Source organism: Methanosarcina spelaei (assembly GCF_002287235.1).
GTDB classification, from domain to species: domain Archaea; phylum Halobacteriota; class Methanosarcinia; order Methanosarcinales; family Methanosarcinaceae; genus Methanosarcina; species Methanosarcina spelaei.
This window is the reverse complement of the sequence record NZ_LMVP01000334.1, coordinates 1-25522: the sequence shown is the minus strand read 5'-3', so window position 1 is coordinate 25522 and position 25522 is coordinate 1. Positions and strand designations below refer to the sequence as shown.

General features: G+C 37.4%; 22 protein-coding genes. 11 read left to right on the top strand and 11 right to left on the bottom strand.

All coding sequences use genetic code 11. The features are described 5' to 3' along the window. Window positions 1-454 precede the first annotated feature (454 nt). Both ASJ81_RS24635 and ASJ81_RS13935 read right to left on the bottom strand, forming a co-directional pair. Window positions 455-574, bottom strand: a complete 120-nt coding sequence (locus ASJ81_RS24635) for an ArsR/SmtB family transcription factor (protein WP_369334794.1) — start codon at window positions 572-574, stop codon at window positions 455-457. Between the two features lie 319 nt (window positions 575-893). After that, window positions 894-1178, bottom strand: coding sequence for a hypothetical protein (locus ASJ81_RS13935; RefSeq protein ID WP_095644928.1), 285 nt, complete (start codon window positions 1176-1178; stop codon window positions 894-896). Between the two features lie 1049 nt (window positions 1179-2227). Between ASJ81_RS13935 and ASJ81_RS13930 the strand changes: the two genes are divergently transcribed. The 5 genes from ASJ81_RS13930 to ASJ81_RS13910 all read left to right on the top strand — a co-directional run bounded on the left by ASJ81_RS13930 (window position 2228) and on the right by ASJ81_RS13910 (window position 8071). Continuing rightward, window positions 2228-2929: a class I SAM-dependent methyltransferase gene (locus ASJ81_RS13930; protein ID WP_095644927.1), complete on the top strand. Its 702-nt coding sequence runs from the start codon at window positions 2228-2230 to the stop codon at window positions 2927-2929. Window positions 2930-3545: 616 nt separating this feature from the next. Then, entirely contained in the window at window positions 3546-4775 is a 1230-nt protein-coding gene (locus ASJ81_RS13925; RefSeq protein WP_245860163.1) for a hypothetical protein, read from the top strand. Window positions 4776-4880: 105 nt separating this feature from the next. Beyond that, a complete protein-coding gene (locus ASJ81_RS13920; RefSeq protein WP_338037551.1) occupies window positions 4881-5552 on the top strand; it encodes a GNAT family N-acetyltransferase in 672 nt (223 codons plus the stop codon). A 592-nt stretch (window positions 5553-6144) separates the two neighbouring features. After that, window positions 6145-6366 (top strand): carboxymuconolactone decarboxylase family protein, encoded by a 222-nt coding sequence (locus ASJ81_RS13915; protein ID WP_245860162.1) that lies wholly within the window; start codon window positions 6145-6147, stop codon window positions 6364-6366. 235 nt (window positions 6367-6601) lie between these two features. Beyond that, window positions 6602-8071: a right-handed parallel beta-helix repeat-containing protein gene (locus tag ASJ81_RS13910; protein WP_095644926.1), complete on the top strand. Its 1470-nt coding sequence runs from the start codon at window positions 6602-6604 to the stop codon at window positions 8069-8071. A gap of 37 nt (window positions 8072-8108) precedes the next feature. On the opposite strand, the gene ASJ81_RS13905 is transcribed toward ASJ81_RS13910, so the two are convergent. Together ASJ81_RS13905 and ASJ81_RS13900 are read right to left on the bottom strand one after the other, a co-directional pair. After that, entirely contained in the window at window positions 8109-9071 is a 963-nt protein-coding gene (locus ASJ81_RS13905) for an SPL family radical SAM protein (RefSeq protein WP_095644925.1), read from the bottom strand. Between the two features lie 129 nt (window positions 9072-9200). After that, window positions 9201-10031: a hypothetical protein gene (locus ASJ81_RS13900; RefSeq protein WP_095644924.1), complete on the bottom strand. Its 831-nt coding sequence runs from the start codon at window positions 10029-10031 to the stop codon at window positions 9201-9203. 337 nt (window positions 10032-10368) lie between these two features. Here ASJ81_RS13900 and ASJ81_RS13895 point away from each other — a divergent pair, with 337 nt between their 5' ends. From ASJ81_RS13895 to ASJ81_RS13885, 3 genes are all read left to right on the top strand, one after another. Further along, a complete protein-coding gene (locus ASJ81_RS13895; protein WP_245860161.1) occupies window positions 10369-11472 on the top strand; it encodes a radical SAM protein in 1104 nt (367 codons plus the stop codon). Between the two features lie 154 nt (window positions 11473-11626). Next, window positions 11627-12652 (top strand): L-histidine N(alpha)-methyltransferase, encoded by a 1026-nt coding sequence (locus ASJ81_RS13890; RefSeq protein ID WP_095644922.1) that lies wholly within the window; start codon window positions 11627-11629, stop codon window positions 12650-12652. 32 nt (window positions 12653-12684) lie between these two features. Continuing rightward, entirely contained in the window at window positions 12685-13656 is a 972-nt protein-coding gene (locus ASJ81_RS13885; protein ID WP_095644921.1) for an arginine deiminase family protein, read from the top strand. A 58-nt stretch (window positions 13657-13714) separates the two neighbouring features. Here ASJ81_RS13885 and ASJ81_RS13880 read toward each other — a convergent pair whose 3' ends face one another. The 3 genes from ASJ81_RS13880 to ASJ81_RS13870 all read right to left on the bottom strand — a co-directional run bounded on the left by ASJ81_RS13880 (window position 13715) and on the right by ASJ81_RS13870 (window position 16764). Then, entirely contained in the window at window positions 13715-14623 is a 909-nt protein-coding gene (locus ASJ81_RS13880) for a UbiA family prenyltransferase (protein WP_095644920.1), read from the bottom strand. Window positions 14624-14839: 216 nt separating this feature from the next. Beyond that, the gene (locus ASJ81_RS13875; protein ID WP_095644919.1) at window positions 14840-15733 is read right to left on the bottom strand and encodes a prenyltransferase; all 894 of its coding nucleotides are present in this window, start codon (window positions 15731-15733) and stop codon (window positions 14840-14842) included. Between the two features lie 629 nt (window positions 15734-16362). Then, window positions 16363-16764 (bottom strand): hypothetical protein, encoded by a 402-nt coding sequence (locus ASJ81_RS13870; protein WP_095644918.1) that lies wholly within the window; start codon window positions 16762-16764, stop codon window positions 16363-16365. Between the two features lie 399 nt (window positions 16765-17163). Between ASJ81_RS13870 and ASJ81_RS13865 the strand changes: the two genes are divergently transcribed. Beyond that, window positions 17164-17766, top strand: coding sequence for an IMPACT family protein (locus tag ASJ81_RS13865; RefSeq protein WP_095644917.1), 603 nt, complete (start codon window positions 17164-17166; stop codon window positions 17764-17766). A gap of 174 nt (window positions 17767-17940) precedes the next feature. On the opposite strand, the gene ASJ81_RS13860 is transcribed toward ASJ81_RS13865, so the two are convergent. From ASJ81_RS13860 to ASJ81_RS13845, 4 genes are all read right to left on the bottom strand, one after another. Next, window positions 17941-18651, bottom strand: coding sequence for a cupin domain-containing protein (locus ASJ81_RS13860; protein ID WP_095644951.1), 711 nt, complete (start codon window positions 18649-18651; stop codon window positions 17941-17943). 305 nt (window positions 18652-18956) lie between these two features. Then, a complete protein-coding gene (mtaA, locus tag ASJ81_RS13855; protein WP_095644916.1) occupies window positions 18957-19991 on the bottom strand; it encodes a methylcobamide:CoM methyltransferase MtaA in 1035 nt (344 codons plus the stop codon). A gap of 403 nt (window positions 19992-20394) precedes the next feature. Then, entirely contained in the window at window positions 20395-22092 is a 1698-nt protein-coding gene (locus ASJ81_RS13850; RefSeq protein WP_095644915.1) for a histidine kinase N-terminal 7TM domain-containing protein, read from the bottom strand. Between the two features lie 513 nt (window positions 22093-22605). Next, a complete protein-coding gene (locus tag ASJ81_RS13845) occupies window positions 22606-23682 on the bottom strand; it encodes a hypothetical protein (RefSeq protein WP_095644914.1) in 1077 nt (358 codons plus the stop codon). A 343-nt stretch (window positions 23683-24025) separates the two neighbouring features. On the opposite strand from ASJ81_RS13845, the gene ASJ81_RS13840 reads away from it, so the two are divergent. Further along, window positions 24026-24559: a GNAT family N-acetyltransferase gene (locus tag ASJ81_RS13840; protein WP_095644913.1), complete on the top strand. Its 534-nt coding sequence runs from the start codon at window positions 24026-24028 to the stop codon at window positions 24557-24559. A 124-nt stretch (window positions 24560-24683) separates the two neighbouring features. Continuing rightward, window positions 24684-25136, top strand: a complete 453-nt coding sequence (locus tag ASJ81_RS13835; protein WP_095644912.1) for a hemerythrin domain-containing protein — start codon at window positions 24684-24686, stop codon at window positions 25134-25136. The last annotated feature ends 386 nt before the right edge of the window (window positions 25137-25522 follow it).

Here is a 25522-nt window from a genome sequence, read left to right as displayed (position 1 = left end):
TCATTTTCTCATGTGAGAAGATACCAATGTTGCTGGAATCCTGTCTTAAAAAACATCTCAGTGAATTTTTCATAAGATTATAATTCAGACCAATATGGTTTTGTTATTATAATTTCATGGGATGTAATTTATGATGTTACTATTTCACGAAATTAAGGCTTTATAATGTGATTTCATGAAATTACGGCTTCATGATTCGATTTCATGAAATTACGGCTTCATGATTCGATTTCATGAAATTACGGCTTCATGATTCGATTTCATGAAATTACGGCTTCATGATTCGATTTCATGAAATTACGGCTTCATGATTCGATTTCATGAAATTATGGCTTCATGTTGTGATTTCACGAAATATGATTTCATGATATGATTTCACAAGATCAGGATTTCATAATGTCATAGTTTTTCATACTGAATAATTTTTAAGTTTTAATAGAAACAATGATGTAAATTATTCTTCAAGAACTTCCAGAAGCTTCCTAATTTTATCGTTTTTTATCGAATAGAGTCTCATTTTTCCTTCGTTTCTTACTTTAATTATTCCCCAGTCCTGCAATTTTGCAAGGTGCATTGAGGTATTGGACTGTGTTCTACCAATGAGTTCAGGGATCTCGCAGGCGCATAGCTCTCCTTTACAGTCATCGGATTCATTTGCCTTGTATTTGCGCTCAGCCTCAAGAAGAGCCTTGATTATCCTGTATCTTGTATCTTCGCTCAGTGCCTTGAAAAGCTGGATATTTTTTCATTAATCATATCAATAAACATTGAACTTGAGAATATATAACTTTCTAAAGCTGAAATGGAAAATCAAGTAAATCAAGTACTTGATCGAGATGCATTTAAATAGCCTATAGGATTTAAATAGCCTATGGAATCAGGAATCTTCAATTTCATTTTCCGGCTGCTTTCTTAGCATCTTTTGTTATCTCTTTCATCATCGCTCCAACAAGGTTAGCTTTTTCACAGTGAGAAGCCTCTTTTGGCTTGCAGTTCAGGAGAACGCTCATGAGTCTGTCAGCCATCCGGTAGAACTTGAGATCTTCAAGCCGGATCAAAAGTGCAGATAAGTTTTCGCTGAACTCCCTACATTTGTCATGGTTACAGACAGCTTCATCATGCAACTGGCATACCGTTTGCAGATCCTTTATTAGTTCCCTTGGGATACTCTCGATCATAGGAATCGATCTGGTTAGTATTTATTTTAAATAATTTAACAAGAAATTGAAAGTATAAAAGTAAAACTCGACAAAGCAGAATACGATATCAGCAAACAGAGACAGGTAGAACTTTTAAATTTACTAAAGTTTTTAATGACTCTGTTCCAAAATCCAGTGATTTTTGCATTTTTGATAGAAAGTCTTAATTAGCAAGAAGAATCCAGTTTTTATCAAAATCGATATTCGCTATCTAAAGACTTGAATCACTAAGTTGTATTACATGGATGGTGACCATTTATAAAATCTAGTGATTTTGAGTTTTACATTCATCACTAGATTTTGGTACTGAGTCTTTTTAATTTTACTTTTATATTTTTTGTAATTATCATAAACTTTGTTTTCCATTTTTAATAGAAATATCTTTTTTACCAGAAAACAATGTGAAAGATCTGTTTTATTAACATTATAATATTTCTTTTAAAACTTAAGAAGAATCTTCTGGTATCTACTGTGTTTACACACGTAAGATACGAAATCTATGAACTGTTGACTTAGGTCCATAGTGGTTGGAACATACTTCAACATGCGACCTGCCATGAAGATTTACAATGTTTCATTCATTAGCTTTGAAATAGATACTATCTAACTCAATAAAATAGATAGCATTTGATATAGAATGGACAATTAGTCTATGTATTACGTTCAAATTTAAGATCCACTGAAAATTTTGGGTATTTATTTCAAATAAATATGAAACAAAATTTATATATTATGCTAAAAGTGTTTAGATGAGTATTAAGAGGTATGCATTTCAGGAGGATAGACGGCCACGTTCAGGTTTTTACAGGTAAAACAAAACTTTAATTTTTTGACAATTTATGATACTAATCTCAGAATCAAATTAGAAAAATATATATATTTATGCGCATATGTGTAAATTCAAGATATATCAATTTCTTTTGCAACTCGCATCAATTCAATAAATAGCTAAAAAACAGTTAACCTGGAAGTTACAGATTGCCTGAGAAGAGGTATAGAAAAGAGCAAGATTTAGGAGTCCGAAAAACATGTCAAGATCAGATGTCTGGAAAGATTTTTTTAAAGATAAGAAACATGGAGGGCACAGATATTCGTCTGAGGAATTTCTTTCTATGGAGGCAAGGGAAAAACTGTTTCACCTTGATGGAGGTAAAAGACTTCTTGATTTTGGATGCGGGGCCGCAGAACTCCTGACTTACTATGCTCCGGAGTATGAGCAGCTTGTAGGAGTTGATTTTTCTGAATCCATGCTAGAAGAAGCTAGTAAAAGGATTAAGAAAAAAAAGTGCCAAAATATAGATCTAATTCTTGCTGACCATCAAACTCTCTGGGAGAAACTGAATTCTTCTTTTGATCGAATAACTGCAGCCGGTGTAATTCAGTACTTGACATTTCAGGAAATTGATAAATTTATCTCCGATGCATCAAAGTATCTGAATGAAGATGGTAAAATTGTACTTTTTGATATTCTGGACTCCCGCTTGTATCCATTATGGAAGATAGGACTATTCTCACAAGATGCAAACGGCCTCAAAATTGTATGTAAAACAGGTTTCGAGTTTAGGACTGCAATATCGTCAAGTCTGAGAAACCGTCCAAAAGATATTCTTGGATTTGCCCACAATCCTTACGCAGTAGAGAAAATTGCAAGTAAGCATGGTTTTAGAATGATCTGCGTACGCTCAATGTATTACGAGTACAAATATCATGCGATAATGTTTCGAGCTTAAAAGGCTGTTCAGACGGACATTAATTAAGGAATATCAAGTTTGGTTAAAAATAATGCAAAATCGGTGTGGTGGTTTAGTGAACACCCGTAGTCACCTAAAAAAGTTTTTTCTAATACCGTTTATATTTGGTAGTTTGTTTATTGGAGGAACTGAAGCTTTCTCCTGTAAGGATACTTCAAAAGTTCATGAGAATATCAATCAAGGCATTCTCACCTTATTTTCACAAAATTACTCCAAATCTAAAAGTGTTCCGAAAAATGTTTTTATCGCAAAACTTCAGGGTAATAAGATTTATGACAAATTATACTCTGCAATTTATGGAATGCTTAAGTCAGAAATTTCTTTTAATACCTTGAAAGCACTACAGTATAAAGTAAGAAGAGATTCCTGTTCATGTCCGTATAGTTTGTTTCCGGTTGCAGACACTGTTTTAGAATCCGGAGTAAATGGATATACGGCAGATTTAGTTAAATCTTCAGAAACTTATAGGTTCTGTGATGCTGCTTCTATCCCACTAATTCACTATACAGAGCAGCCAAGACAGATTGGATCACTGTACATTTGTAGTTTTGTACCAATGGTTAAATGCACTTACCAAATCTCAATAGATCTAAAGATGGATGACCCACAAAGCTTTGTTGAGCTTAATACACCTGGTTCAAAGTTGATCCTCCATAAAATAAATAACAATATTATATTAGAAAGCTATTTTAAAGATCCTTCCGGGAATATAAGGTGCGAATCCATATCCTTTGAGAACACGGGAGAAAGGTCAAATTTTGCAATTATGTTTGATGGGCAAAATAAAACGAATACGATTTTTGCAAAAGATGGCAACTGTATAGTAACACCTTTTTATAATACCGACAGGCAGAGATTACCGTACGTGGATATTTCAAATGGGTACATAAAGCTCACTTCTTTTGTACTTGGCAAAGGAACCTATCTCGATGTTGATATATATAGTATAAGCCAGATTGTAGACAGAAAGCTCATAACTGCAATTGGAAGTAATAGAATGCTGCCTTTCGGAATTGATGGCCCGCATTTTAGAAATACGACCGAACAGGGAATACGCTACCTTAATAGCAAGAAAAACAAAGGAACAATATGGTTCGATATAGAACTCCTTGAACAATACAGTGAAGAAGACCGTGAATACTTGCGCAGTCTGGTCATTAATGAGTCTTGGGATGTAGGTGTACATTACTCTAAAGAATTGAATAGTTTTCCGCTAGAACAAGCTTACAAGATAATGAATGAAGGATATCTATACGTGTACGAAATAATTGGGCAAAAACCGACAAGTTGGTGCTCCATGAGAAACAGAGATAATATTCTGCATGCTCATTATGCATATGAAAACTTAGGGATGCTCTGGAGAAACGGAGACTCGGGAATTCATACGGAAAAATATATTGGAAGTCTGGAAGATAATACCTGGGAATGGTGGGAAACAGCATCTTTAGCAGGCATGGTACACCCTGTTTTTACCCATGAACTTGACCTGGACCCGGCCGTAAAATATTCAATTAGTCGCTCAAAGTTTCGAAATTGGGTAAATAACTATGAGTCAAATAATATGCCCATAGTGTCTTTTCACGAGTACGGCCAAGTAAGTCGAAACACATATGATGCCAGTTTTGAAAACCTGCAATATACTGAAAACTCTGTTCTTTTTGATGCACACACAAATGGTGGCATTGCCTTTGTAAACGTAAACGTAAAAGCTGGAAGAGATACTCAGGTTTACGACAAAACATCTGGAAAATTCCTTGATTACGACATAGAACAGGATAATTCGATTACGTTCTGGGTTGAAAACAATCATAGTTATATTATATAGATTTGAATAGTGCCTAATATTGATGGAATAACGGTCCTATACAGGGTATTTTCTTGTAATCTACTTTGTTTATTTATGTGTAGTGCTGATACAGATGTTTATCTAGTGAAAGATAAAAATGGCAATATAATTAGGGACAATTTTCCAGCAAGAATTAGAATTGTCTTTGAAAACTTCATTAACAGCATAATTCACCAAGTAAGTGATCTTATGAGCCTCTCAAAAATTTGCATTAAACCCATTATGTATTTAATATATTTTAAGAGACTGATACGAGATGCTATTGGAGCTTTTCTTATAAGGAATTGGAAACAAACTGAAAAGGAAAGCGTGATGTCTATAGAGGATGTTATGCTTCCTGAAGTGTTTAGAATTCAAGAAGAAGGATTTGAAAATCAAGGACAGAATGAACTTATAAAATATTCAAAAAAACTCAGGAAAATTTTTTATGTAATTAAGAGTCAGGATCAAGTAGTAGGTTACTCGACATACTACATACGATTAATACCTTCCCTAAAAGGTTTCAAGAAAATATCAGTAATTTGTTCGATTTCGGTAGATAAGAGCTTTAGAAGAAATGGTTTTGGTGAGAAGCTATTAAAAGAAAGCATCCAGGAAATGAAATTAAACAAAGTATCTTCGATACTATTGTATGTAAGCGTAAATAATACTTCTGCTGTTAAACTATATGAAAAACTGGGCTTTCGAATAATAAAGGAAACGAAAAACATTTGTGGTGACAAAAGATGTTATGAGATGGAACTGAATCTTATCTAATTGTTATTGGTTTAATCGTTACTGGCTAAATTGTTTTTGGTTTAACTGTTATCAGTTCAATTGTTCTGGTTTAATTGTTATTGGTTAATTGTTTTTGGTTTAGTTGCTATTAATTTAATCGTTGCTGGTTTATTACTGGTTTAACTATTTTTGGTTTAATCATCGCTGGTTTATTTTTGGTTTAATCATCACTGGTTTAATCATCACTGGTTTAATTATTCTTGGTTTATTATTAGTTCTTGATGACTTATTAGATTCAATAGTTTTTTATTTTGCAATTTATCGCTTTTAATAATTTTCTATTTTATATCTGGCAGTGTCCTGAATTTCTGTAAATTCAAAGCCAAATTTTTCTATACTGAGCATAATTCAGTTCTTTTAATATTTGATTCTAAAGCCACAAACTTATTAATATTTCGAATTTTATAGAGAAATTGGCACATTGCCATAGTGTCATCAAGTTACAGAATATAATTCTGTGAAATTTAGATTAGTTCAAATTGATTTGAACTAATCCTTAAATATAAAAATCATAGTACGGATATTGTCTTAACAGCTTAAGCCAAAACCGTATGGAAAAGGAAACTCCGAAATGAGAATGCTTGAGGAATTTTTTCCAGAGTTTACCCAAAAGCTGGACGAAATTGATCAGCTTTGCTCCGAAAAAAGGATGATAGATAAAAGGACCTATCAGTTCATTTGCTTTGCTCTCTCCATTAAAGCCAGGTCAAAGTCCTGCGTTCTTAAGCATTTTAAAGGTGCCCTAGAAGCAGGAACTACAGTCAAGAAACTTCATATATTTTTGCCCTTGTAATGAGAGAAGCTGCAGGTGCCGACGACTGTGGACTCATGATGTAATTGGGGACTGGAAAGAAATCTTGAAAAGTAATACTTCCTGCAGTTGTGCAGGAGATAAAAAGTAAGTTAATTAACAATAACTGTATTCAAGAATATTAACCTTTGTCAAGTTTATTTTCCAAATTCGATCCAGTAACTCGCTTTCAAGAGTGTTTCAAGACTAAAATTTATAATTAAAAGTAAGGAATAAAATGAACGAAAAATATCTGACGTACTTAAGGCAAAACTGGAAAAAAATAGGGCTTTTCACTGCAATTCTGATATTCTTGATTGCACTGGGAGTACTTATCTTCTATACTACAGAGTTCAACATTCCCCCTAAGACGTCAAACAATACTGTGTATGTAGCAGGAGATGGGAGTGGAGATTTTAACTGCGATGGAAAAGATGACCAGGTAGAGATAAATCAAGCTCTTGAATACGTTGCAAAAAATCCGCAGTTTTCAACCGTTCATTTGAAAGGTCCGAATACATACGTTATCTCCGATAGTATTCTAATCGGAAATAATACAACATTAGAAGGAGACACTACGGCTGTAGTAAAACTCGAGGACAATGCAAACTGGCCAGTGAGTAAGCCTATGATAACACAGATGGACAGCACTGGAGTCTATGGAGTCACTATAAAAGGGTTTGAAATAAATGGAAACCATGACAAGAACGAAGATAAAAAGAAAGGGCAAGGATATTACAATATGATCAAATTCCTTGACGCTGAAAACGTAGACGCTCATGGTATGTATATGCACGACGGGCATGGAGACGGGTTAAGAGTAGAAAGAGGCTCCAATATCAAGTTTTATAATAATAGAGTGTATAAACTGGGACATGACGGTCTTTTTGCCATCGATTGCCTGAATGTAGAAGCCTGGAATAACAGAATCACCTGCAGGACAAACAGCGGTCTTAGAGTCTGGAACTCAAATCATGTAAAATTCCATGATAACGTAATAGATTCCTTTTATCACTGGAGTGCAGGCGGTTCTGGAATTCAGATTGAGAAAACAACAGGTATCGTCAACGATGTTGAGGTATATAACAATACTATCTATCACACTTATGGCCCTGGAATCTGGCTGATAGGCTATGGAGAGGCTTATCCTAAAGAAGAGGCACAGAATGTCCATATTTATAAGAATACCCTCTATAACACAGGCACTAATCCCAGTATTAACTGGGTAGGAGGGATTGTAACCAGCGGGTTCTATGATACCCTGATTGAGAGAAACATATTTGATGGAGTTTATCATGCAGCCATTATCCAGATGTATCCTCCTTCTTCCGAAGACAGAGACAGTTCAGTTGATCTTTCACCTCAGGGTACAGGTTACAGTACGATTGTCCGTAATAACATAATTATTGATACCCAGAAGCGCAAAAAAGACCCTGAAGGGACGGGATACGCAGTGATTAATTATCTGCCTGAAACGCATTCTTTTGTACTGGAAAACAACTGTCTGTACAATAACAAAGGTGGAAATTATAAAAATGCAAGCTCAACCACTGACATCTCTGCAAACCCTCTATTTGTAAACCATAGTAAACATGATTATCATCTGAAACAAAACTCTCCCTGTATTAGGGCAGGATACGTATCATCAGATTCTTCAAAAGAAATAGAGGGTAGTGGGAACAAGACAAATATAGGAAGGTATTATTAACACGGTACTATTTATGCAAAAATCAAAAATCATTCTCTCAAAAGTCCGTTAACTTGAGCTGTTTCAAACGGGAAAGTTGTGACTGCATGGGTTTCATGTAGTCCCCGGACAAATGGTATTTTTCCATAAGAGAGCTGAGTATTCCGTAAAGTTCAGCCTTATAGGCTCTATCAGCTTCTCCTTTTGCATATAATTTGTGGTATGGGTCAGTAAGTTCAGGAAATTTGAGTTCAAGGAAATTGAAGAAATGTTTTCTGGTTTCACCCCTGAGGTAAAGAATGCCGGGCAAAGCATAGTCAACTTCACATTCGGCTGCAAGGGACATAATTGGCTCTAGATTCTGAGGACTGTCGGTAAGAAAAGGAAGGATCGGCATCATATGGATTCCGGTAATGACAGCTGTACTTTTAAAAGCCTGCAGGACTGAAAATCGTTTTTCAGGAGACGAAGCCAGGGGTTCCAGTAGTGAACTTAAACTCTTATCCACCGTTGTAACCGTAACCGCAACATTAACGTGTGTTATTTCAGCAAGTTCTGTTAGAAGATCAAAGTCTCTAAGAATAAGCTCCGATTTTGTAGATATAGTGACCGGATTTCGGTGTTTAATCATCAATGCCAGAACCTGACGCATCAGCCCGTACTCTGCTTCTGCAGGCTGATAACTATCGCAGACCCCGCCTATATTAATTACCTCCTTTTTCCAGTTTCGTGCTGCAAGCTGCTTTTCAAGAGCTTCTAAAATATTGGTTTTTACATAAATCTTTTTAAAAAAGGCACAATCCCTTTCCTTAGAAGAAAGACAAAATTTTTTCTCGGAATCTTCTAAAAAAGCAGAACCCTCTTTTTCTTCCAGATAGCTGTGAGAGTACATTGCATAACAATAATTGCAGCCATGCTCACAGCCTCTGTAGATATTAAGATCCCAGTGGAATGGTAGATTAATCCTGCTGGATTTATTTATTCGGTTCAGAGCTTTTTTAACCTTGATTTCTTCAAACATCCTGGAATAAGATAGGAGTGAGAGCTATAATAAACTTAAGAAAGGAGAACCTAAGAAGAACTTTGTATCAGGAAACACACTCCAAAAAGTAGAGAAGAAGAGCCTGCTCTCAATAGTTATTTTCTATAATTATTCTCTGTAAATTCCGTCTCCTGTAGTAAGTTTTCCTTCCACCTTTACCCAGCCTTCCTGCGGGCCTGAAAGCCGGATAGAAATTCTATCAACGTAGTCATTATATTGCCATCCATAGATCCACCATTCATTCCGGCTATTGAGCTCGACAAAAATCTGGACATCGGCATCATGAGACGTATCATAGTGTGCATAGACAAGGCTTTCGTAATCAAAATGTTCGGGATTGAGATGCTCAGATCGGGAAACTATAGGTTCTTCTTCGGATTCTCGAAGATTATGTTTGGGCAGGAGCACGGGCTCATTACCAACAGGAAATCTGGTATTAATCATATGGTCAGCCTTTACATTGGTCCCGAAATCAAACGATGTCAAAACTGGAGTTTCTTCTGAGTATTCATTGGACTCCACTATTTGTTCTTCTTCCTCAACTTCATCTTCAATATTTTCAGATCCAGGCTCAGGCTCGGGTACAGCTACAGGAAGAGAATGATAAACAGGTTTAATTTCGACAGTTTCCATTTTGAACATTAGTCCATGCTCAGTATCTTCAAGGCTAAGATTCCAATTTGAAGGCTTATTGTAATAATCACCATTCACCATTTCCAGTCCTACTTCGGATTCATTCTCAAAAACTGGAACAGGCAAATACAAAGTTACATTTTGCAGGGTTCTGTTGCTTTCTATAATTATATCATATTCATAATTACTCATAAGACTGTCATTATACATTTCTTCGTTTTCATTTTCCAAATACATTGAACCCAACACAAGCAAAAAGAGAAAAAATAAGACAAATCCTCCAAAAATGGTCATCTTTCTGTTCATTGTCAGTCACTTCCCTCTAAAAATTGAAAAAAACTATGTGAGGAAGATAATTAAACCTTACTCAATTTAATCAGGAAGAATAAGAATAATACTGAATTTGTCATATTGCGTTAAATGAGTTATAAAACGAAACCAAAGTAACTGGAAAACGAAACCAAAGTAACTGGAAAAACAAAACCAAAGTAACTGGAATACTTGTTTACTGTCAATACATTACATTTTTATCAGTTAGAAGATAGACTCAAAAAGCACTTAGTTTCTTGTAATTTGATAAGGAACGTCAAATATATATTTTTATATGTGGGAGAAAGAATTAAAGAACCTGGAGACTATAAGCTTGTTTTCACCGCCTCCGGTACTGAAAGGGTACATGTATGGAGCACAGGAAGCTCATCAGGCACGAAACTCAAACAGGCTTTTAGCCATACGCCTTGAAACGAATAAGTCCTGCAATCTTCACTGTCGCTATTGCTATGCACAGAGTGGTGAGGACTCGGCAAAAATAGCTGATTTTAATAATCTCAAGCGTATTATTCAGGAGGCAAAAGAACTCGGGGCCAGGTCTGTGGTCGTAATAGGGGGAGGAGAGCCGACCCTTTACCCGAGTTTCAGGAGTTTAATAGCCTATATTGATTCCCTGGGAATAATCCCAGTAATTTTTTCGAATACAGTTTTGATGACAGAAGAGCTTGCAGTATTCCTGTACAAACATAATGCCTCAGTAATGGGAAAGTTAGATTCCCTTAAGCCCGAGGTTCAGGACTACCTCGCAGGAAGAGCAGGAGCCTCCGAAGATATCAAAAAAGGGCTTCAAAACCTTCTCAAAACAGGCTTTTCAAAACCTGCAGGACCTGGAGAACTTCGTCTGGGAGTTTCTTTTGTCAGTAACAAAATGAATCTGGAAGAAATAGAGGAGATCTGGCATTTCTGCAGGCAAAACAATATTTTCCCCAATATGGAAATTCTAACGCCGACAGGCAGAGCGAATGATGAACTTGAAGATAAGCTGCTCACGGCTGACGAAATAAAGGAGTATAAATTAAAACTGCTGGAAATCGACCGGAGATATTACGGTTATGACTGGCTGCCTTACACACCGATTACAGCAAGTGGCTGCCTTCAGCACCTTTACAGCCTGTATATCAATATAGAAGGAAATGTCCGGCCCTGCGCGCCTACAAAGCTGGACGAGCATCCTGCGTTTAAAGTTGGAGGGGAATATCCCTATAATATAAACAAAATGAGCCTTCGGGAAATTTATGATTCCAGTCTTTTCACCTATGTCCGAAACATCGATAAAATGCTCGAGGGAAGGTGCAAAAACTGCGAATATGCAGAAGAGTGCATAGGCTGCAGGGGATATGCTTACAGCGTAGGAATAAAACGTGGTATCGACCCTCTTGAAGCCCTCAGAATGGAGTGCCAGCAGTGTTTCAAATAAATGGCAGATTGTAAAACAATGGTAAAAGAACGGGAAAAGAAGAACTCAGGCAATAACATGTGTTAAAAAGAAATAATAATAATAATAATAATAATAATAATAATAATAACAATAATAAATGTGCTGTTGAATAGTTTGTGGAGAAGGTGAGAAATTGAACAGTACAGGAAGAGTGGAATTTGGACGGGTTTCGGAAAATAAGGAAAAGACAGTAATTACAAGTAAGGAGGAAATAGAAGGAAGACTCTGCCAATGCCTGAAAAACCATGAACTGCCTGATTATCTTCTGTATACCGGTACCGGAGGAGCAAAAAACTGGCTGAAACTTGATGGGGCTGAGGCGTTTCCTGTAGCCAGGCAGCTTAAAGTCCTTCTGGAAAAAAATCTGGACTCCATCGTGAGATTTATTCCAACAGGCATGAGTCTCGTAAGTGTGGGAGTTGGAAATGGAGAGAAAGAAAGAATTTTTCTCGAAGCATTAGTAAAGAAAAATCTAGCTGAAAATGAGTACTCAGGAAAAGCGTCGATACGCTATTACCCTATCGATATAAACAGTGAGTTTGTAGATATCGCCCTTGAAAAGGTCGATAACCTGCCTGTAGAAAAGAAAGGAATAGTTGGTTTCATAGAGGATATGGCAGCCCTTAAAATAAATTGGCGTCGCCCGATTCTTTTCTGTATTCTGGGAAATACCTTTTGCAATTACGAGCCAGAGTTCATTCTTCAGCTTGTCCATGAAAATCTCGAGCAGGGAGATCTTTTTTTCTTCGATGCCAGCCTGCTGCCTACTGATGGCCCGGAGGCACAATCTGTAAGGAGATCCGTAATGGGCACGTATACTTCAAGAGAGAATATCCTCTTCAATATGTATCCCCTGCTTCAGTACGGAATGGATCCTGAGGATTTCGATTTTGAACTCTTGCTTGCTCATGTAAACTCAAGGATAGGGGGAGTATACAGAACCAGGAAGAGTCTGTATATCCTGAAGGATACTGAACTCACGATTGGAGAAGAAACCATGGGCTTCAGAGAAGGAGACGTCATCCGGATGGGTTTCACTTATAAATATACATATGACCAGGTTATAGATTTTCTGGACATTTGCGGATTTGAGGTCCTCAAGGGTTTCCTGAGTGAAGACCGGGAAAGTGCCATAATCCTTGCAAAAAAACGTGTTTGAGAACGACATAGGTTAAGTGGGAGATTCAGGGTATGGGTTGCGAGATTGATGAACTGAAAAGGGCCGAAAAAACAAGGCCAGATATCATTTACGGGTGTGAGGAACTAGGGCGGCTGAAAAGTGTAATGATGCATACGCCTGGAGAAGAACTTTCTCTACTCAACGAATCGAACTACAAATACTGGCTATACGATAAGGTCCCTGAAATTTCCGGGTATATCAAAGAGCATAGAAGTTACCAAGAGTTGCTGGAGTCAAGCGGCGTCAGGATTTATGAACTTGAGGATTATGTGGACGAAAACATAGACTTAATTACGAAGATGCCAAATCTAACTTTTTTACATGATACTGCAGCTATTTCCAGAAAAGGTGCTATTCTCTCAAGAATGCGCCCGCCTGCCAGGGAGAAAGAAGAAGTTGTTGTAAAGGAAGCCCTGAATAATCTGGGAATTCCCATTCTAAGCGAATTCAATGGAGGGCAGGGGTTTTTTGAAGGCTGTCTCTTGCTTTCAAAAGAAACAGTCTTTGTAGCTGATACGGAAAGGCACACCTACCCATTTATCAAGGAATTTATTTCAAATGTTCTGAAAGACTTCAGTGAAGTTATTTATGTCCGGGTTCCGAAAGCCAGGCGATATATGCACCCTGATACTGTCTTCAATAGAATAAGGGAAGATCTTTCCCTTGCTTATCTACCTGCATTTAAGGAAAGCTGCCTGTTTACTGAAGATTCCATCGAAAAAATCGATTTTAAAGCTTTCATGCATGAGAAAAGAATGGAAATTATTTCTGTTTCGGATTCAGAACAAAGACGCCTGGCCTGTTCTTTTGTTCCTCTCGAAAGCGGAACTATTTTTCACTACGATACTGCACTTGATCACAAAACCAGGAAAAACCTTGAAAATGAAGGTATCGAGATTATTTCTTTTCACCCCGATGCCCTGCTTGCAGGAGGAGGAAGCCTGCGCTGCCATACTCTGAGGCTTTGCAGAAGGAAAAATTAAGAGTTGATGGGAAAATTTGAAAAGAGTTGGAAAGAGGGGCAGAAAAAGTCAGATCGGGTCAGAATAAAGAATCAATAACTATTGAGCCCGAGTAGAGTACCAGTGAAACATGATAAAGGAAAAGTGCGAGCAGGCCAGCCTTCTGACTTCTTTTTTTGAGGAGCTTATAATTTGCAAACCCTAGAACCAGAAACCCTGATATAAAGCCGTAAAATGCAATATCACCTAGCTGTCTTAAAAAAAGAAGCGCTGTGAAATAATGCACAAGCGTAAAACCCGAAATCCAGAGTAAAGTTCCTTCAGTACCATAAAGTACGGGAATTGATTTTATTCCTCTGGCTTTGTCGTTTTCCGTATCAATGAAATCGTTGACTGCAAGGTGTGCAAGTGTCCAGGGATAAAAAAAGAGCAGGTAGAGCAGTACAGACATATCAGGCTGCCCATAGCAGAGATAGCCTGCGATTGGAAAAAGAGTAAAATCCATCCTGCCTGCAAGCTGAGCGACCGGGAAATTCTGGTTCTTTCTTTTAATCTGATAAAAATACTCGAAAATACATGACAAAAGCATTGCAAAGAATACATAAAAAGAGTTTGGATAAGGCAAAGTAATCATTACCAGTCCAGTAAGCCCGGAAAGCAGCAGAAAAATTATCAGGGCAAAATTAGGGGAAAGCCTTCCAGATGGAAGCGGACGACTTTTGAAAGGCCTCCAGTAGGTTGTAAGGGAACCCTCAACATCAAGACTGTCCTTTTTCCGGTCAACTAAGTCGTTGAGCACTAGCCCGCCTCCAAATCCGAAAGATCCGATTAAGACGGCTTTGAATGTCACTGGCCAGGAAAAATCTCCGTAATTCTCAAAAGCAAGTGCAAGGCCTGAAGAGAAAAGCAAAATCCAGACCGGAAAAAAGTGGGCTCTTGTCAGATCTATCAAGGCTTTTACGGTTTCTTTCGTACTCCTCTCCCCCATTAATATAAAAGTAAACTATATGCTTATACTTTTTGTAAATGGAAACAGAAAACTAACAAAAACAGGAAACTAACAGAAACAGGAAACTAACAGTAATTGGCTCTAGAGTGATTGGAAAAAGAAATTGAGAAAAAACCGAAAAGGAGTAGGAAGAAAAAATAAAACTCCAGGACACCTCTCAGCAGTGCCATTTTTCCGACCGGGTATATAACAAACTCAGTATATGAAGTCAAGAATAATCGAAACTGCGTATATTATCAGAATCCCATGATAAACAGGCAGTATCTTCATTCCGGCGCCAGGACTTTTCTCTCTCCACATGTAAAGATTTGCCCCTGCAAGGATTACAAAGCCTGCAAAAAAACCGTAAAGAGCAATCTCTCCAAGCTCCGGAAGAAAGAAAACAGCTGCAAGAACATGCAGGACTGTAAAACCTGTAATCCAGTACATTGTCCCTTTTTCACCATAGAGTACGGCTATTGACTTCAGGTCTCTTGCCTGATCATTTTTCAGGTCTATAAAGTCATTCAATCCAAGATGCGCCATTGTCCAGGGATAGAAAAAAACCATGTAGAGTAGAATAGTCATGTCTGGCTGCCCGTAGCAGAGATAGCCTGCCACCGGAAAAAGCGTAAAATCCGTCCTGCCAAGAAGCTGGGCAATCGGGTAACCCTGATTTCTCTTTTTTACCTGGTAAAAAGCTTCAATGCCGTAAGAGTATATCATAATTGCGAACACGTATAAAGAGTTTGGATAGGGAAGTGTAAGAATCAAGGCTGAAACAACCGCTACAAGCAGGATAAATAATGAGAAGGCGATTTTTGAAGAAACTTTTCCTGAAGGGATAGGTCTCTCTTTAAAAGGTCTCCAGTACCTTGTAAGCGTGTTCTCTACATCGAGTCTATCTCTGTTCCTGTCCACATAATCATTAAGTATAAAACCGGCTTCAAACCCAAGCAGGCCCATAAGAGCCACCTTAATAGTCAACGCCCAGGAAAAGCCGCCATAGTTTGCAAAAGCAAGCAATAACCCAGAGCAGGAAACCAGGGGCCAGGCAGGAAGAAAATGAGCACGTGTAAGGTCAAGATAAGCTTTCAGGGTTTCTATCATTTTTTGGCCTCAATAATAATAGCGGTAATTAAAGAAACTATTACATAAAAATTGTGAAAACAAGAGTAAAATTACAGTTAGAAAGTTATTATTTTTAAAATGGTTTATTTATAGACGCAGTTACTTTTTTATTTCAGACTGAGGCTTTTCAGAGTTTTACTTCTTTAGTCCAAGCAAAGAGATAACATATCAGAATATTAATCAGTTTACAGTGTTTCTAGAGCCTTACTCGATATTGCAGATTCGATATTACAAGGTTCGATATTACAGGTTCGACATTACAAGTTCGATATGCAGGTTCGACATTGCAAGTTTCAAGACCGTCTTTGAAACTCCCATATATTATGATAAAAAAGAAACAAAGGTCCTTCATATTAACTTCAGCGAATTGGAAGATATTTTTATAAGATATGATTATTAAAACGAGACAAAATCATTAAATATATAATAATGTTTTCTCTGACGACAGTAAGCAAAAATTAATTATGATTATATCCAAAAATTTTCTTAAAATCTTTCAATGTAAAGAGATATAAAATTAGAGCCGATTTATATCAAGTCGTTTTAAAAATTAAAATTGTAGCCTATTAGAAAGGCTACTTGGATAATTCCTTTTTACGTTATTTAATTTAAACGGTTTGTGTAGTGTTTTCATCTGCAGAAGCATCGCCTGTAACATTAGAAGCGTCGTCTGTAACATCTGCAGAGGAGTTGTCTTCAACCGTGACGTTTTCGTCTACGGAGTCGTTGTCTTCAACAGTTAAGTTGTCAGCTGCAGAGCCATTGTCTTCAACTGTTAAATTGTCTGCAGGCTCGTCTCCAACTGTAATGTTGTCACTTGCAGCTGGAGTCTCTGCAGCTACATCTTCGGACTCGGTTACATTTTGGTCTGCTACTGGAGCTTCGTTAGTCATTTCTTCTTGAGATCCATTTTCTGCTGTTGTGTCAGCCTTCTTATCAGAACAGCCGGCTGCAAAAACAACAGCACTAATGACAAGGAGCATTGCCATAATCTTTAACATTTTTTTCATTAATAATACCTCTAAAGTTCTCTTCCTTTTTTACACCCAGCTCATATAAAATTATGGGATTTTAATATGAGATATTTATGCATGACCAGCCAATAACATTAAAACTTTTCGATTTGATAAAAGAATAATACCACAAAATAGTGTATTTATTTAGGATATATGTCCAGATAAGAATATTTTTTGTACTACTTGAAACATTAAAAAACTAACAGCATATATTATATCAGTATATATGAAATAAATTTCACAAGGCGAATATATAAGTAAAGTGTTGGAAAAGAATAACTATTCGGGGAGAGAAAAGTATTTAAATGGGTTATAATATCCCTCCGTTAAGGAAGCGCAAACCTGTTAACTCCCGGTTTGGGCAAGATCCGAAAGTAGTCTGAGGATAAAACACTGAAAAGTTACAAAACTCTTAAACACTGTGGTAAGGCTCAAAATGAATTCAAAAACTCTCTGTTCATAGGCTATGCCAGACCTGTGGAAAGTGAAGCTGATGCAAAAGCTTTCATAAAAGGTATAAAGGAATTACACCGTGATGCAAACCACAATGTTTCGGCTTATTTTATAAAAGAAAAAAGCTCTTTTGCTCTCAAATATGATGACGACGGGGAGCCTGCGGGCAGCTCAGGAAAACCTGTTTTTAAAATACTCGAATCAAAAGAAATCCTGAATGCGGCTGTGGCCGTGACCCGGTATTTCGGGGGAATAAAACTGGGTTTTGGGAGGCTCTCAAGAGCATACCGGGATACGGCACTCTTGGCTATTGAAGAGGCAGAAGTTATCGAAGTCTTCGAGCAGGTCAGATTAAAGATACATCTTGGATATGCAGAAAGTCAGAAAGTAAGAAATCTTATAGAGAAATATGCAGTAATCCAGGAAGAAACGTATTCAGATAATGTAGAGTTTGTTCTCCTTGTAATAGAGGAGCTTGAAGATGAATTTATTAAAAAGATAATAGATCAAACAAAAAATAAGGTAGCATTCGAAAAGCTTTAACTTCATCAGTTAAATTTGCATTCTGACTAAATGCCCTGGAAACAAAAGAACCTGAGGCCGAATTGAAACAAGTTAAAACCACGGAGACGTCAATTCTTAATACCTTTTCTATGGCATCGACTCTTCTTGCGGCATATCTTGATGTAATTTTCACGTAGAGCAGAATTTGCACCCTTACAATTCAAGATCTCTTATGTGGCGCTCATACTGTTCTTCCCAGGCCGGAGCAGTTACGCAGACCTGCTTGAGATTTCCACGGAACCAGAATCTTTTTCCTGCAGGCACGACAACTACGTCACCGGTTCGGGCCTCAAACTCTTTGTCCTCAACTATCCAGACGCCATCACCTTCCAGGATATAATATATGAAATCGCTTTTTTCATGTAGGAATTCCTCTGTGTGTCCTTTATGTGTTTCCTGATAGAGTATACCGGCATTTTCGGATTCGGCTTTAGTGGTGTAGATTCTCATCTTCACTCCCTTTTTCTCAATTACTGCCGCATCCTCAGGCTTGAAAACCACACGCCTGGATTCTGTAGAGCCAGCAGAGCGTAACCCAGGATAAGAGCTTTTTTCGAGCAGATTAAGTAGGAGAAAATTTTTCTCAAATCCGCCCTTTTCCTGTTTTTTCCGCTGCCTTATTGTCTCAAGTTCTGCTTTTGAAGAACCTCTCAGTTCTGCTATCCTGTAAATTACCTCAAGCAGGTCTGCAAGCTCCTCAATCTCTTTACTTTCAAGATATTCCTTTAGTTCCTCCTCGAGCTTCTTTTCAAGCTCAGGAAGAAAACTGGAATCTGAAAGCTCACGGACTATGCATTCCTTGCCTGAAAGTTTGAGAACTTCAGGTATAAAGTCCCGAACTGCTTTTGAATTATTTTCTGTCATAGTTTTGCTCGGTCGCAGGAATTTTTGTTTAAGATCAGCCAATTGTTGCTCACTCCCTAAGTGGAAATTGAGAATTTTCAGCTTATTCGATAATTTATCCATCAATATATGAATACTACAGCAGATCAGCCGCAAGTACTCTGAAAAACAAAAAGCCATATTATGGCAGTAATAAGCCATATCTGCCAGTAATTGCAGACTATGCCTTTAGACTGGTTTCTGCAATATTCATAAACCTTATAGGCTTTAAAAAATATAAAAAAGAGATGGAATAGGTTCATTTAAAAAGATCTACCATATTGTTCTCAACGAAGATTCACTGTAAGAAATTCATCTCTTGCCCGGACAAGTGCTTTTATATTCTCAAGTGGAGTATGCGGAGCAAGCCCACAGCCTGGAGCAAGGATATCAACTCCGTCTTCAAGGCATGCAGTAGCTTCAATGAGAACTGCCTCAGGCTCTTTTGAGAGCAGGGTATCGGACGGAGAAACATTTCCTATAAGCCTCACCCGATTGCCTGTAATCGCTTTTGCAAAACTTACACTTACTTTTTCTTCAATGCTTATTCCATCAAATCCTGCATTTCCCAGAGGATCAAGAACAGCGGTGGCATCGCCACACATGTGAAGGACTTTCAAGCCTTTTACTTTCCTGCAAAATTTCCTGTAAAGAGGAAAGACCGATTCTTCGAACATCTGAGGGGAAATAATGTCAGGTCCGGCTTCGGAATCTATAAGAGTTATGGCATGTGCGCCTCTTTCAAGCAGGCCATTGGCATATTCTATGCAGGAATCGGTAAGAACTTCCATTAGTTCCTCAACAACTTCAGGACTCTTCACAAACCATGTAAGATAATTTTTTATTCCGGCAAGCATGGAGGCAAGTCCAGCAGGGCCCACAACTCCTGCAATAACAGGCACCGTCTCTCCTACTTTCTCATCCAGAATTTCGACTGCTTCCAGGACTACCGAGGTCCGCTTGCTCTCAAGAAGCGAATCAGGAACTGTTGTGTTCTTCACATCTTCCTCGTTTTTGCATGGAAAATCCGTTATATAAGGTTGCATATCTATACTTCCTTCGTTTACTGTGCAGCCAAGGGTCTCGGCAAGTACGGTGATGTCAAAAGGACAGCGCACATTTTCAAATCCTGCAATCTCATACCCGGCAAGTGCGAGCGCAGCCATCTTATCGGCATTGAAATTTGCCTGGGGCCAATATGCTCCAGTCATTTCCATTAGTTCTACAGTGCCTGTCTGGGTTACCGAACAGACAGGAACAATATCTAAAGCCTCTCCTTTGAGTGCCTTTTCAAATCTCTCTCTCAGGGTAAATGTACTCATTTTTGTCACCAGAATGTAATCGTCGGCTAAAAATGCTTTTTAGAGAATCTTTTCAGAAAGACAATATATTGAAACAAAGATATAAAAATATATGAATGAAAAAACTCACAGAGATTAATTAAAATAATTGATATGAATTAAAAATTGGTAGGGAGTAAAAGACTGGTTCCAGTGATGAAAGCAGAAGAAATAACGAGTATGATATTGAAAATTATGTGAAATAGCGATTTTGGATATGATGTGAAAAGTTTGGTGGTACTGAATATGGCGTAAAAGTTTGGCGGTACTGAATATGGTGTAAAAGTTTGGTGGTCTTGGAATATTATGTGAAAATCTGATTAATGCTGATATAATGCGAAAAACATGGGTCTAGAATTAATTGAGATACTTAAATATCAACCATTCACGGAGAACTAGCTTCACGCCAGTTACCAGAAGGTACTGTAATTTCAAACCTCGCCCCTGTTCCTTCAGTTCCGGTTTCTTTTATCTCCATGCCTGTAATGGAAAGAATGTCTTTAACAAGGAAAAGCCCAAGCCCTGTATTTTTCCCGATGGATTTTTCAAAGATCAGATCTTTCATTTCAGGAGAAACTCCTATACCATTATCTTTTACCTCAATTACAAGATTGTCTTCAATCTTGTGTGAGTTAACACTAATTTCAGTCACATGTTCACCATGTGCCCTTGCATTGTCAAACAGATTGTAAAAAGCTTTTTTAAGCAGCGGATCTGCATAGATTTCCGTTCTGCTTTCCTCTATAGAAAACTTCAAGCTCTGGCCAGAAAAAGGAAAAGCTGCTTCTCTTGCTGTATTACTTACGGATTGCCAGATCGGAGAAATTACTCCGAGATCCTGGTAGTCTTTAGTGAAAACAATCTGGCTGTGGATTGTCTCAATACTTTTATTGAGATTTCTCAGATACTTCACTATTCTGGGGTCATTCTTTACATTTTCCGGAAGAGTTGCGGAAATTAATTCGGTGTACCCTGAAAGTACATTCACCTGGTTGAGAATATCATGTCTGGTAATATTGCTCATGAGATTTATCTTCTTGTTAGCCTGTTTCAGGGCCTCTTGATATCTATAAGTTTCAGTAGTGTCATGCATTATTAGTAGCCTGCCTTCACTGTCATCTTTTGTTAGAAGAGGGCTAACACTGAGAGTAAAAAGTTTTGTTTCAAGCCCGCTCTTCAAGAAAATTTCTCTTTTGAAATTACCCTCATGGTCTTCACCCAGAGGCATTTTTACTTCATTCCCGAAAAGTTCATTTAATTTTTTTCCGAGAATCTCCTCTTTTGTTTTTCCTGTCAGTTCAAGAGCAGCTTTATTGATATCTACTATGGAATCTGCAAGGTCTACTACGATATATCCGTCACTCATAGATTCGATTACGTTTTCTCTCGCAATAGGAATAATGTTGAGGAACTTGTGCTGCATAACGCCCCAGAAGAGAACCAAACCTGTAATTGTAAATGCAAAAGGAGTAGGGTCAAGGAATGCAAAAGGACCTACATGTGCAATATGCAAAATATTCCCCAGGACTGGAATACAGGCTGCGGTTAGAGCAATTGCTGCCTGGGCCCTGTAAGGTGCAGTTAGATGGATAAATTGGTTAAAAAAGAAGAAAATTCCAAAAAGAATTAAAATATACGAATAAATAAAAAATAGCCAGAAAAAAGGTCCATGTTTGAGCACAAGAAGAGGAAATCCCCTTGAGAAGTCAGGGTAATAACCTGAAAAATACATTCTGTGAAAGCTGTTTGTAAGCATCAGAAGAATTACTGCCAAAGGCATTAAGAAAAATGTCTTTTGATACTTTCTTACGAATTCTTTACATACCCCTGAGTATTCCGATGCAAATAAAAACCATGTTACCGGAGCAAAAGCCATCCCAATATATTCCAGACGGGCAAAGAGATATTTGAGCTCAATGTCCTTGAACCCTACCTCAAAGGCATAATTCACGGACCAGAGAGACATACTTAACATGATAAGTATGAAATATTTTGAGAAATACATCCTGCGGTACTTGAAAGCTTTGTAAGCTTTGACTGCAAGTAAAGTCGATATAACTCCTGAAAAGATTAGTGCTCCCATATAGGGAAACGCAGCAGTGGGAATTTCCAGGCTGATAAGACTACCTTCCTTTATGAATCGATGTAAGGCAAATAGGAGAGTTAGGTGAAAGAAGTTAAAAAACATAAAATGTTTATATAATTACACAAAGCCTAAATATATAAATTTATGTATTAAGTAAGAAAGTCAACCAAACTACTCCTATTAGAGCTATCGTTTTTGGAAGAAAATGAAAGTCTCAGCCATTCTACTGGAAAACTAACTTCTTTGCCCTGAGAGTGTTTTGATTTTCCGATCGAGGAAAATCGAAATATATAAACTTATTGATAAAAATCTAAATGTAAATAATGAAGAATTTAAAAGTTTGAGAGTTCGAAGAAAGTAAAAGTCTAAATTTAAAATAATGAAAAATAAAAAGTTTGGAAATTCGAAGAAAGTAAAAGTCTAAATCTAAAACAATGAAGAATAAAAAGTTTGAAAAATTGGAGAAAGATAAATCCGCTGTTCTCTGAGATAAAAGTTAAAAAGGGATTTTCAGAATTTTTCATTGCTCAGAGAGAAATTGAGAATTTCGGGAAATCCAAGATTAAGTTTGTATTTCTTAGAACTTGAAGACTCAAGAATCTGATGCTTTATATAATACAGTGCGCTCAGAATACTACCGCTGTCTTCAGAATTCATGTCTCCTGCGTATGGGTGAATATTTTCTTCAAGAGCATTCAAAAGCCCTGGATCAAGGTCATTTATGAAGTAAGTATCAAGAACCAGAAGGTTCGAAATCTGCTCGTAGAATACTGTAAGTTCCCGAAGCCAGTCTGGAAATCCGTAATCCCTTGCATACTTTTCCTTATTAAGGAACGCAAGGTAACTGGAGATGGTATCTATGAGGTCTTCGGTTAACCTGTTATCAGGGTACACGATTGGGAAACGTTTTATTACTGCAGGAGCTGTGTAGCTCGAGTACGCCATTTTAGACTTACAGACTGAAGGAAAGAGTCTGGCAATCGAACTGTTAAGCACTGCAGTAACATAGGCATACCTGCCTGGATCTTTGAGAACAATACCGCATCCATTCTCAAACACGTGATTTCCTACAGCATCATATGCAGCCTGCAGATGATAGCCTTCAGTAGCAATAATTTTAGGAGAATTAAAGTACTCCAGAAATTTTCCGCCTTTTATACTATAGTCTGCAGATTTAAGGGGAGAAGTATCGTGGCGGAACTTTCTTTTGAATTCCAAAATTCTCCCGTAAGCCATAGGGAATCTTGTCTTGAGTTCTTCGGGCGGAATTACATTATATTCTTTCTTTCCTTCCGTAGCGGACAACTCATAAGGCAGCATGAAACAATAAGGTGAAGGGCGAAATGCAAATTTTTCGGAAAAAGCCCCTGATACATACGGATAAACAATTTCGGGTTCTATAAATACAGGCCTACAGAGGCCTTCACAAAGATAATACGAGTCGGAACCGCCCTCTTCAGGAAGGGCAAGCCTGTGAAGTAGACCGTTTTGTGTGATTATACCCCCAAATATGTTCTCAGAGATATCTCCAAGTGTAATCGGTATTTCACTGATCTGTTCTACAATTTTGTTTCGCTTAACAAACATCTATTTTTCACTTCTGTGAAAGTACATTGAGAAATATGTTCTCTTGTGCTTTTTGTTTTCAGGACGAAATTCCTGAAGGAATCATACCAATTGTATGATAACTCACGAATTTTGGACTTCTAGACCCCTTTTAAAATATCAAAGTCCGCCTGAAATATAGGGTGGATTGGATTTACTTAACAGAGAATAATACAATAGCATAAGTATATAAATATAATCGTACTGATAATAAATTATAAATATAAATCATGACAAATAAGAAGTCCAGATAAAAGAGGATTTGAAAGAACTTGTACTGCAACTGACTAAAAGAGCTTAAATATTTACATTCCGATTATAGCGTATGCAGGAAAGAGATAAGCTTCAAAACCTTGTAATAAGGGAAGCGACATCGCAAGATACTCAGGAAATGCTTGAAATCTTTAATTACTATATTGATAACAGCTTTGCAGCCTACCTCGAAATCCCTGTTGGGCCTGAGTTTTTCCAGACTTCCCATGCTGAGAGTGAACCGAATAAAAGTGAGCTTTACCCCTTTTACGTAATGGAAGAAGATAATAGAGTGATCGGCATCGGAGCCCTGAGGCCTTATCTTCCCTTCCCAAACTTCCAGCATACTGGAGTAGTCTCATACTTTATCCTCCCAGAGTACACAAGAAAAGGCCTGGGAATAAAGTTGCTGGATGTCCTGTGCCAGGAAGCTAAAAAGAAGAATATGAAAAGCCTACTTGCAAGCGTTTCCTCGAAAAACCAGGCAAGTCTGAATTTTCATCTTAAACATGGGTTTGCAGAATGCGGCAGGTTTAAAGCTGCAGGAACGAAGTTCGGAAAATTTTTTGATATTGTATGGTTTCAGAAGCTCCTGGAAGAAGGTTAATTAAAAATCAGATATTTCCTTTTTATTTTCAGATTCTTAACTCTAATTATAAATTACATGTACCGATTACTTATTTATATGCTCTCTCAAATACACCTTTTTGTATCTTAAGTTAGGGGGAATTATGGGAACCATTTATGATGTCCTTAAAGAAGAGCATGATCAGATATCTGACCTTCTCCGACAAGCATTGCAGGATGGCTCAAAGATAAGTTTTTTTAAAGTAAAGCTTAAAGCTGATCCTCATATGATGGGAGAAGAGAAGTTCTTCTATCCGGTACTTGAAGAAGTAGAAGAATTACGTGAGCTCATCAGTGAAGCTTACAAAGAACACAATGATGCAAAAACTTTGATCTTTGAAATAGAAGGTATGGAAGAGAGAGATGAAGAATGGACTCCTAAACTTAGTCAACTGAAACAAAGCATAGACCATCACATTGAAGAAGAGGAAGGTAAAGTCTTTGAAAAAGCCTTAAACTTCTTGAGCCAGGAGAAGGCAGAAGAGCTTGCTAAACAATACATTGAGTTCAAAAGGAGTTATATGAACAGGATAGAGACTGGAGAACCTGTTGTGTAAGAAAAGATCATATATTTTAATTAAGATGTTTTAATTGAGACATTTTAATTGAGATATTTTAATTGAGATATTTTAATTGAGACATTTTAATTGAGACCGATTTTCCGGTAGTGTGCCAATTTTTCCGTAAAATAATAAATCTTAATAAATGGTAGTTGGAGAATCCAATAACAAGAGGACTAAAGTAGAATCAGCATACGAAAAGTTGACTTTAAATTTATAGAAATTCGGTACACTGCCGTAATAGTATAATATTTTAAATAAGTATATGAACTGAGTAAGATGCCGGAGAGTCTGGAGTCTCAAGCTAAAACTTTCTTTTTATTACCTTGTTGGGTAAGTCGGGAGGATTGCTCCTCCTTTCTCCCCTAGGAACCGTACTTGAA

Excerpts from the sequence above, each read along its gene's own strand:
- ASJ81_RS13915 (WP_245860162.1), top strand. The coding sequence starts at position 6,145 with ATGAGAATGCTTGAGGAATTTTTTCCAGAGTTTACCCAAAAGCTGGAC.
- ASJ81_RS13930 (WP_095644927.1), top strand. The coding sequence starts at position 2,228 with ATGTCAAGATCAGATGTCTGGAAAGATTTTTTTAAAGATAAGAAACAT.
- ASJ81_RS13845 (WP_095644914.1), bottom strand. The coding sequence starts at position 23,682 with ATGTTTGTTAAGCGAAACAAAATTGTAGAACAGATCAGTGAAATACCG.
- ASJ81_RS24635 (WP_369334794.1), bottom strand. The coding sequence starts at position 574 with ATGCACCTTGCAAAATTGCAGGACTGGGGAATAATTAAAGTAAGAAAC.
- ASJ81_RS13910 (WP_095644926.1), top strand. The coding sequence starts at position 6,602 with ATGAACGAAAAATATCTGACGTACTTAAGGCAAAACTGGAAAAAAATA.
- ASJ81_RS13925 (WP_245860163.1), top strand. The coding sequence starts at position 3,546 with ATGGATGACCCACAAAGCTTTGTTGAGCTTAATACACCTGGTTCAAAG.
- ASJ81_RS13850 (WP_095644915.1), bottom strand. The coding sequence starts at position 22,092 with ATGGGAGCACTAATCTTTTCAGGAGTTATATCGACTTTACTTGCAGTC.
- ASJ81_RS13900 (WP_095644924.1), bottom strand. The coding sequence starts at position 10,031 with ATGAACAGAAAGATGACCATTTTTGGAGGATTTGTCTTATTTTTTCTC.
- ASJ81_RS13835 (WP_095644912.1), top strand. The coding sequence starts at position 24,684 with ATGGGAACCATTTATGATGTCCTTAAAGAAGAGCATGATCAGATATCT.
- ASJ81_RS13840 (WP_095644913.1), top strand. The coding sequence starts at position 24,026 with ATGCAGGAAAGAGATAAGCTTCAAAACCTTGTAATAAGGGAAGCGACA.
- ASJ81_RS13860 (WP_095644951.1), bottom strand. The coding sequence starts at position 18,651 with ATGACAGAAAATAATTCAAAAGCAGTTCGGGACTTTATACCTGAAGTT.
- ASJ81_RS13935 (WP_095644928.1), bottom strand. The coding sequence starts at position 1,178 with ATGATCGAGAGTATCCCAAGGGAACTAATAAAGGATCTGCAAACGGTA.
- mtaA (WP_095644916.1), bottom strand. The coding sequence starts at position 19,991 with ATGAGTACATTTACCCTGAGAGAGAGATTTGAAAAGGCACTCAAAGGA.
- ASJ81_RS13880 (WP_095644920.1), bottom strand. The coding sequence starts at position 14,623 with ATGGGGGAGAGGAGTACGAAAGAAACCGTAAAAGCCTTGATAGATCTG.
- ASJ81_RS13885 (WP_095644921.1), top strand. The coding sequence starts at position 12,685 with ATGGGTTGCGAGATTGATGAACTGAAAAGGGCCGAAAAAACAAGGCCA.
- ASJ81_RS13875 (WP_095644919.1), bottom strand. The coding sequence starts at position 15,733 with ATGATAGAAACCCTGAAAGCTTATCTTGACCTTACACGTGCTCATTTT.
- ASJ81_RS13870 (WP_095644918.1), bottom strand. The coding sequence starts at position 16,764 with ATGAAAAAAATGTTAAAGATTATGGCAATGCTCCTTGTCATTAGTGCT.
- ASJ81_RS13905 (WP_095644925.1), bottom strand. The coding sequence starts at position 9,071 with ATGTTTGAAGAAATCAAGGTTAAAAAAGCTCTGAACCGAATAAATAAA.